Here is a 6,760-nt window from a genome sequence, read left to right on the forward strand (position 1 = left end):
TGTGAAAAAGAAGGGGCCGCCGCTAGCAAATGATGTAATTCATCAAAAAACTAGTATCCTTTTAACCTTTTTGTATAAAAAATCCAGATTTTGTCCAAAATGCTAGTAGAGCACTCCATTAATCCTGCTACACGATATTTTATATAGTTGTTTATTTTAAAAGTTACCAGAAAGGGAGTATGTAGAAATGAAGGTTCGTCAAGATGCCTGGACAGAAGAAGATGATTTGCTTTTGGCAGAAACGGTATTGCGCCATGTGCGGGAAGGCAGCACTCAGCTGAATGCTTTTGAAGAGGTAGGGGATAAGTTGAATCGCACCTCTGCCGCATGCGGATTCCGCTGGAATGCTGTTGTCCGCCATAATTATGACAAAGCGCTATCCCTTGCCAAGAAACAGCGTAAGCAGCGGCAAAGGATTCTTGGAAAAGATCAAGGAGGGAAAAAACGGCTTCTTTATACTCCGCCGTCCCCTACAATTTCTGACATAATGGTTCCTCATGAACAAGAAGTGGAACTAGAGTTGGAATCCGAAGTCGATACTACCAATTATGAAGCAGCAGAAGAATTCGTTGTGGCTGAAGCACTCCCCCCTAAACCACAGCACACTCCTGTGACTTTGGAAAAGGCCATGAACCTTGATACCGTCATCGCCTATTTGGAATCTATGAACGGCCGTATGCTTCAAGCCGAAATATTAAAAACCGAAAATGAAAGATTGAAGCTTGAAATCAAAGGGCTGAAAAAGCGAAACGAAGATTTGGAGAATAAAATCAGCCACCTTGAACAAAACAGCGGCTTGATGCAGGAAGATTATGAAACTTTGATGAATATCATGAATCGGGCAAGGAAGCTGGTCTTGTTAGAGGAAGAGGAACGTCCGGCAACTAAGTTCAAGATGGACCGGAATGGCAATTTGGAAAAAATGGCTGAGTAATAAGATAATGTGGGGTTCAGTTACATAGATCAACCACATGCCAATGGCCGAATCACCAAAGTTCATCCGAAAGAAGGAGCCTAAACAAGGCTCTTTTTTTCATGGTTCCAAGAAAAAGGAATAAAATCGTCTAAAAACGCTCGTTGATTATATCTCTGCTACCTATCATACATTCCCTTTCACAGTTTCAGTGAATGCTAAAGTCGTATTAAATGCAAAAAGCCGTTCCTGACTTACTGGAACGGCTTTTTGCAAATCAATCATTTAATGAATCGAATACCTTATCGTTGCGTTCTACCACTCTTTTCAAATATGCCTCATACAACGGCCATTCTTCAACAGAAAGAGTGTCAGAGAATATCCTTCCGCTATGTGCCTTCAATACATGAAGGAATCTGAGCATCACGTCCTGAACGCTCAATTGCACCCCCAACAATTCTGAAAGGGACGCCATTACCGAAGGGTCGATATCAGGATAGGCGAATTTCGTTTCTGAATTTCCTTTAGCTGCATCATAAAAACCCTTCACGAGACTTGCACGTTCAGCCCCGCTTCCATTGACACATAAATAGATTTGAACAGCTACGCCATTGCGAATCCTGCGTTGGGATATACCGGCAAACTTTTGCCCATTTATACTTAAATCATAACTTCCAGGACAATATGAGCCGACGATTTCCCTTGCCTCCATATTGACTTGGAAATCGGAAAACATCAATTGGACAAGCTCCCACATTGCATCATATCCACGATTGATTTCAATTTTCTGATCGTTTTCAGGAAAGATGAGCGAAAAGTTAAGGACCCCTTCATCCAACACGACTGCGAGCCCCCCAGAATTCCGTACGATGGCCTGATAATCCCGCTCTTCTAAATGTTCCAAACCCTTTTTAAGAAAAGGCAGCTTCGTATCCTGTATACCCATTACGATGGTTTGATGGTGTACCCACGCTCTGGCCACTGCCGCTGATTTACCTGAACCTACGGAAGTGCAAAATGTATCATCCATCGCAAAGGACTCCAGAGCAGGAAACTGAGGTCCAACGGAAGATTGATCAATAACCCGCCACTCTTGCTGCATTAATAATGAATCTGTTTCACTCATATGAATCTCCCTCTACATTTAATCCTCATGCTGCCTATTGATACTGCGCCACAAACCCTTGTACCGCTGTAATGACAGCCAGTTTATATACATCCTCTTCACTGCATCCCCTCGAAAGGTCATTTACAGGACGGTTCAGCCCCTGAAGGATCGGACCGACCGCTTCGAAGCCACCCAAGCGCTGTACCATCTTATAGCTAATATTCCCTGCTTCGAGACTTGGGAAAATAAAAACATTCGCATCCCCCTGAATAAGAGAATCCGGTGCTTTCTTTCTTGCTACCGAAGGAACGAATGCCGCGTCAAACTGAAATTCCCCATCCAGAATGATTTGAGCATCCATTTCTTTTGCTAATTCGACAGCATCTGCGACTTTTAGGGTCTCGGGGGATTTTGCCGACCCTTTCGTAGAAAAGCTCAGCATCGCCACACGCGGTTCGATATCGAACATTAGTGCAGTCTTCGCACTTTCTATAGCAATTTCAGCCAGGTCCTGAGAACTAGGGTTTATATTAATCGCACAATCCGCGAAAACATATTTTTCTTCGTTCCGGACCATGATGAATACGCCCGATGTTTTATTGACGCCTGGCTTTGTTTTGATGATCCTTAGGGCAGGACGTACCGTATCGGCAGTCGAATGCGTTGCACCACTCACCATTCCATGTGCCAGTTTCATTTGGACGAGCATGGTTCCAAAATAGTTCTCATCCTTTAAGATTTCCCGTGCTTGTACATCAGTAGCTTTACCGTCACGGACCTTCACGAACGCTTCAACCATTTCATCCATCATGATATAATTCTTCGGATCATATATTTCGATTGCATCAAGGGAGATTTTTAAATCTTTCGCCTTCTCTTGAATCAACCCGATATCCCCGATCAATACTGGTGTCACTAGTTTCGCTTTGGCAAGCCTGCCTGCCGCTCCCAAAATCCGTTCATCCAATCCTTCTGGAAAAACGATCTTTAAATTATGCCCCATAACTTTCGATTCCAATATTTCAAATAAATCACTCACTGGCTCATCCTCCTTTTCAGATACGTTTCCCCTGTTTTCCCTATATTTAACCATTCGGTAAACTTCTAGTCGTCTTCTTTTAAGAATACTCTAGCAGCCAGGTAAATTCCAGCCACTTTGGTCCTTCCCAATCCGCAAATTTGAAAATTGTTTGAACACCGAAAAACAGTGATGGTGTTTGCGGGTTGATATAAATTTCCTTATACTGAAACTATGGTATATTTAAAGTTATTAAAAGACTTAGGAGTGAATCGAAATGAGTGAAGCAGCACAAACACTGGACGGCTGGTATTGTTTACATGATTTCCGTTTGATCGACTGGACATCTTGGAAAACGTTATCAAGTGACGAACGCCAATTAGCTATTTCAGAATTCCAAGGTTTACTGGATAAATGGAATATGACACAAAGTGACAATGAAGGCAGCCATGCCCTATATTCCATCGTTGGTCAGAAAGCGGACTTCATGCTTATGTTTGCCCGCCCGACCATGGAAGAATTGAATGCAATTGAAAACGAATTCAACAAAACGAAGCTAGCCGAATATACAATTCCCGCTTATTCATACGTTTCCGTCGTGGAATTAAGCAATTACTTAGCAGGTGGAGATGGTGAGGACCCTTATCAGAACCCTCATGTTCGTTCTAGACTTTATCCGATACTTCCAAAAGCGAAACATGTATGCTTCTATCCGATGGACAAGCGTCGTGATGGAGATGACAACTGGTATATGCTTTCCATGGAAGAACGCAAAGGCTTAATGCGTTCACACGGCTTGATTGGCCGCAGTTATGCAGGCAAAGTAAAACAGATCATTTCCGGTTCTGTCGGTTTTGACGATTATGAATGGGGCGTTACACTATTCGCAGATGATGTCCTTCAATTTAAAAAATTGATCTATGAAATGCGTTTTGATGAAGTGAGTGCACGTTACGCTGCATTTGGTTCTTTCTTTGTAGGCAATATCCTGCCGGAAGAAAACGTTACTTCTTTCTTATACGTATAAGGCGATGGGCTTCCGGTTTCCGGAAGCTTTTTTTCTTTTTGCGTCCCCTCCCTTTTATTTTTCCCCGGCTATGGAATAAATCCAATGCACATCCCATACATTTTCAATAGTGATGAATTTATTTTTTTTACAGTCCATTCAGCATCAGGAAAATTGACCAAGGCAATTCCTGACTCCAGCGAGGTGAAGGAACGTTACTTCTATTCATTAGCCGACAAGAGGATATGACCTGAATCATGAACGCAACCGTTAAGTATCACTTAAAATTCATTGTGGTTTTTTAAGCCACCCGGGGATTGTCCAGAACAGCCGTAAACAAATACAATACTACCGGTCGCTATAAATCGCACTGTTTCTCCCAGTCCACATTCTCGGATTGTCCAAATTCCACAAAATCCAATAAACCTTTTAGGAGGGAATGCAATGTCACAAAATAACCCTTATGGTAATTACCCGTACGGCGGAAGCCCCTATTACCCCTATGAAAACAATGAGTTTGACCCGCGGCAGCAGCAGGCTCCTTACCAGCAACAAGCATACCAACAGCCATCATACCAGCCACAACTGCCCACTAAGGCAGGTACTCCACAACAAGTGCCCATGCCGATGAATCCAGCCACTTCCGGACCACAGGTACCTGGCATGCTTCCAGTCGAAGCATCGTACATCGAGAACATATTGCGTTTGAATAAAGGGAAATTAGTCACTGTTTATACCACCTTTGAAAACAACAAGGAATGGAATGCAAAGATCTTCAAAGGAATCATCGAGGCTGCAGGGCGCGATCATTTGATCATTAGCGACCCTCAAACAGGAAAACGATTCTTAATCCCGATGGTATACTTAGATTATATAACCTTCGATGAAGAAATCGAATATGAGTATCCATTTGGAGGCGCTGGGCTTGCCACCTATTCGCCAAGGTGAAGAAAATTCTATAAAGAAGAGCCTCAGAATCTATTTGATTCTGAGGCTCTTCTTTATTGGGATGACCTTTTTTCCAAAATGGAATCTTAAAAGGCTGACCTAAGAAGGTCAGCTGCCTTCATTACAAGTATTTATATGCAGCAATGGCCATTAGGACCCAAGCAACCAAGAATGAGACACCGCCAAGTGGAGTGATGGCCCCCAGGACTTTGATTTGCGTAACGCTTAGAACGAATAGGCTTCCGGAAAACAGGATGATTCCTATTAGCATAAGCCAGCCGGACCAGTTGATTAGCGGACTTGAAATCTTCCCAGCCAATAAACCGAGCACTAATAAACCCACAGCATGGAACATTTGATATTGAACTGCCGTTTTCCATATTTCTAAATATTTATCAGGAATCTTTCCTTCTAGTCCATGTGCACCGAATGCACCTAGTGCTACAGCAATAAACGCATTCAATGCACCTAAAATGATGAACAGTTTCACTATTTTTTCGCCTTCCCTTCCCTAATTTAAAAATCGAACAAGGACTCCCCATTTGCCTCATCCATTTTAACCGGTTCTACATTCGATGTAGCCGACATAACGGGTTGGGTCAATGTGATTTGGTTAGGGTTTGGAATGCTGATGTTCCCAGCTTTTTCATCTACCATTACCTCGCAAAGGGATTTAATGGCGATTACATACCCCTGTACCTTATCCTCTGAATTTACCTGTTTCGCTTTCAAAACAAGCTCTTCGATTTTATTTAACATTTGTCTTGATGAAATATCCAACTTTACCACCTCGTCTATATACAGGTCAAAACTTTCATAACTAGCATAGCAAAAATCAGAGAAGAAAACACCTTGCATATTCCCTACTTTTTAATTGGCTTGGATTGAATTTTCAAGCATGGCTGTCCTGAAGAACGAAAGACATCAAGGGAGGGCAGGTTTGGTGTTTTGAATTGAAAAGCACGGCAGCCCTTCGGAAAATTGGGATCCCAAGTTATATAGAAATGACTGCACGCTATACAATTAACCCGTTCCGTTTTCTCGCCCCAATCATCGCTTCGAGATTTTCCAATCAATTGGAGATTCCCCCATTTCCATCAGCAATTGATTTGTTTTGGAAAAAGGTTTGCTGCCAAAGAAACCACGGGAGGCCGACAATGGACTCGGATGGACGGACTTAATGATTTTATGACGGGTTTCATCAATCAAGGGGATTTTAGTTTGGGCAGGTTTCCCCCACAAGATGAATACAACCGGTTTCGGACGGTCATTCAATAGGCGAATAACTTGATTCGTAAAGGTTTCCCACCCTTTTCCGCGGTGTGAGTGAGCCTCTCCCTCGCGGACAGTCAAGATGGTATTCAATAGTAGCACTCCCTTGTCCGCCCATTCAACAAGGTAACCATTATCAGGAACTTCATGTCCTAGATCAGTGTGTAACTCTTTAAAGATATTTCTTAAAGAAGGTGGGATGCGAACCTCCGGCTTAATTGAAAAACTAAGGCCATGTGCTTGATCCGGGCCATGATAAGGGTCCTGTCCAAGGATGACAACCTTTACGTCTTTATAAGAAGTATAGTGAAACGCATTGAAAATATCATCCTTATCCGGGTGAATGACTTGCTGACTGTACTCCTGCTTTATAAATCCCCTTAGCTCCTTGTAATATGTTTTTTTGAATTCCTCTTCCAATAGAGGCCACCAATCATTTGTTAATAATTGATTTTCCATTTGCCACAGCCCCTTTCCACTTTTTGAAACTATATT

8 protein-coding genes are annotated in these 6,760 nt (G+C 42.6%); 3 read left to right on the forward strand and 5 right to left on the reverse strand.

Going from position 1 to position 6,760, the window contains the following annotated elements; translation table 11 throughout:
- The first annotated feature begins 187 nt into the window (after nt 1–187).
- On the forward strand, nt 188–934 hold the full coding sequence (locus N9I19_RS12445; RefSeq protein WP_317777949.1) for an RsfA family transcriptional regulator: 747 nt from the start codon (nt 188–190) through the stop codon (nt 932–934).
- Nucleotides 935–1,190: 256 nt separating this feature from the next.
- Here N9I19_RS12445 and lipL read toward each other — a convergent pair whose 3' ends face one another.
- Nucleotides 1,191–2,039 carry an octanoyl-[GcvH]:protein N-octanoyltransferase gene (gene lipL / locus N9I19_RS12450; RefSeq protein WP_317777950.1) on the reverse strand — a complete coding sequence of 283 codons (849 nt, stop codon included), beginning with the start codon at nt 2,037–2,039 and terminating at the stop codon, nt 1,191–1,193.
- Nucleotides 2,040–2,073: 34 nt separating this feature from the next.
- Nucleotides 2,074–3,060, reverse strand: coding sequence for a phosphate acetyltransferase (gene pta / locus N9I19_RS12455; protein ID WP_317777951.1), 987 nt, complete (start codon nt 3,058–3,060; stop codon nt 2,074–2,076).
- 256 nt (nt 3,061–3,316) lie between these two features.
- On the opposite strand from pta, the gene hemQ reads away from it, so the two are divergent.
- Both hemQ and gerQ read left to right on the forward strand, forming a co-directional pair.
- On the forward strand, nt 3,317–4,066 hold the full coding sequence (gene hemQ / locus N9I19_RS12460; RefSeq protein WP_061465782.1) for a hydrogen peroxide-dependent heme synthase: 750 nt from the start codon (nt 3,317–3,319) through the stop codon (nt 4,064–4,066).
- A 423-nt stretch (nt 4,067–4,489) separates the two neighbouring features.
- Nucleotides 4,490–4,993: a spore coat protein GerQ gene (gene gerQ, locus N9I19_RS12465; RefSeq protein WP_317777952.1), complete on the forward strand. Its 504-nt coding sequence runs from the start codon at nt 4,490–4,492 to the stop codon at nt 4,991–4,993.
- 121 nt (nt 4,994–5,114) lie between these two features.
- On the opposite strand, the gene N9I19_RS12470 is transcribed toward gerQ, so the two are convergent.
- From N9I19_RS12470 to N9I19_RS12480, 3 genes are all read right to left on the reverse strand, one after another.
- Nucleotides 5,115–5,483, reverse strand: coding sequence for a DUF423 domain-containing protein (locus tag N9I19_RS12470; RefSeq protein ID WP_061466320.1), 369 nt, complete (start codon nt 5,481–5,483; stop codon nt 5,115–5,117).
- Nucleotides 5,484–5,509: 26 nt separating this feature from the next.
- Nucleotides 5,510–5,773: a YwdI family protein gene (locus N9I19_RS12475; RefSeq protein ID WP_317777953.1), complete on the reverse strand. Its 264-nt coding sequence runs from the start codon at nt 5,771–5,773 to the stop codon at nt 5,510–5,512.
- 270 nt (nt 5,774–6,043) lie between these two features.
- A complete protein-coding gene (locus tag N9I19_RS12480) occupies nt 6,044–6,724 on the reverse strand; it encodes a uracil-DNA glycosylase (RefSeq protein ID WP_317777955.1) in 681 nt (226 codons plus the stop codon).
- Between the last annotated feature and the right edge of the window lie 36 nt (nt 6,725–6,760).

Origin of the sequence: Peribacillus sp. CSMR9, from assembly GCF_033141925.1 — a bacterium.
Lineage (GTDB): Bacteria > Bacillota > Bacilli > Bacillales > DSM-1321 > Peribacillus > Peribacillus simplex_A.

Bases quoted from the DNA above. Each gene is read 5' to 3' on its own strand.
- gerQ (WP_317777952.1), top strand. From the start codon at position 4,490: ATGTCACAAAATAACCCTTATGGTAATTACCCGTACGGCGGAAGCCCC.
- N9I19_RS12480 (WP_317777955.1), bottom strand. From the start codon at position 6,724: ATGGAAAATCAATTATTAACAAATGATTGGTGGCCTCTATTGGAAGAG.
- hemQ (WP_061465782.1), top strand. From the start codon at position 3,317: ATGAGTGAAGCAGCACAAACACTGGACGGCTGGTATTGTTTACATGAT.
- lipL (WP_317777950.1), bottom strand. From the start codon at position 2,039: ATGAGTGAAACAGATTCATTATTAATGCAGCAAGAGTGGCGGGTTATT.
- N9I19_RS12445 (WP_317777949.1), top strand. From the start codon at position 188: ATGAAGGTTCGTCAAGATGCCTGGACAGAAGAAGATGATTTGCTTTTG.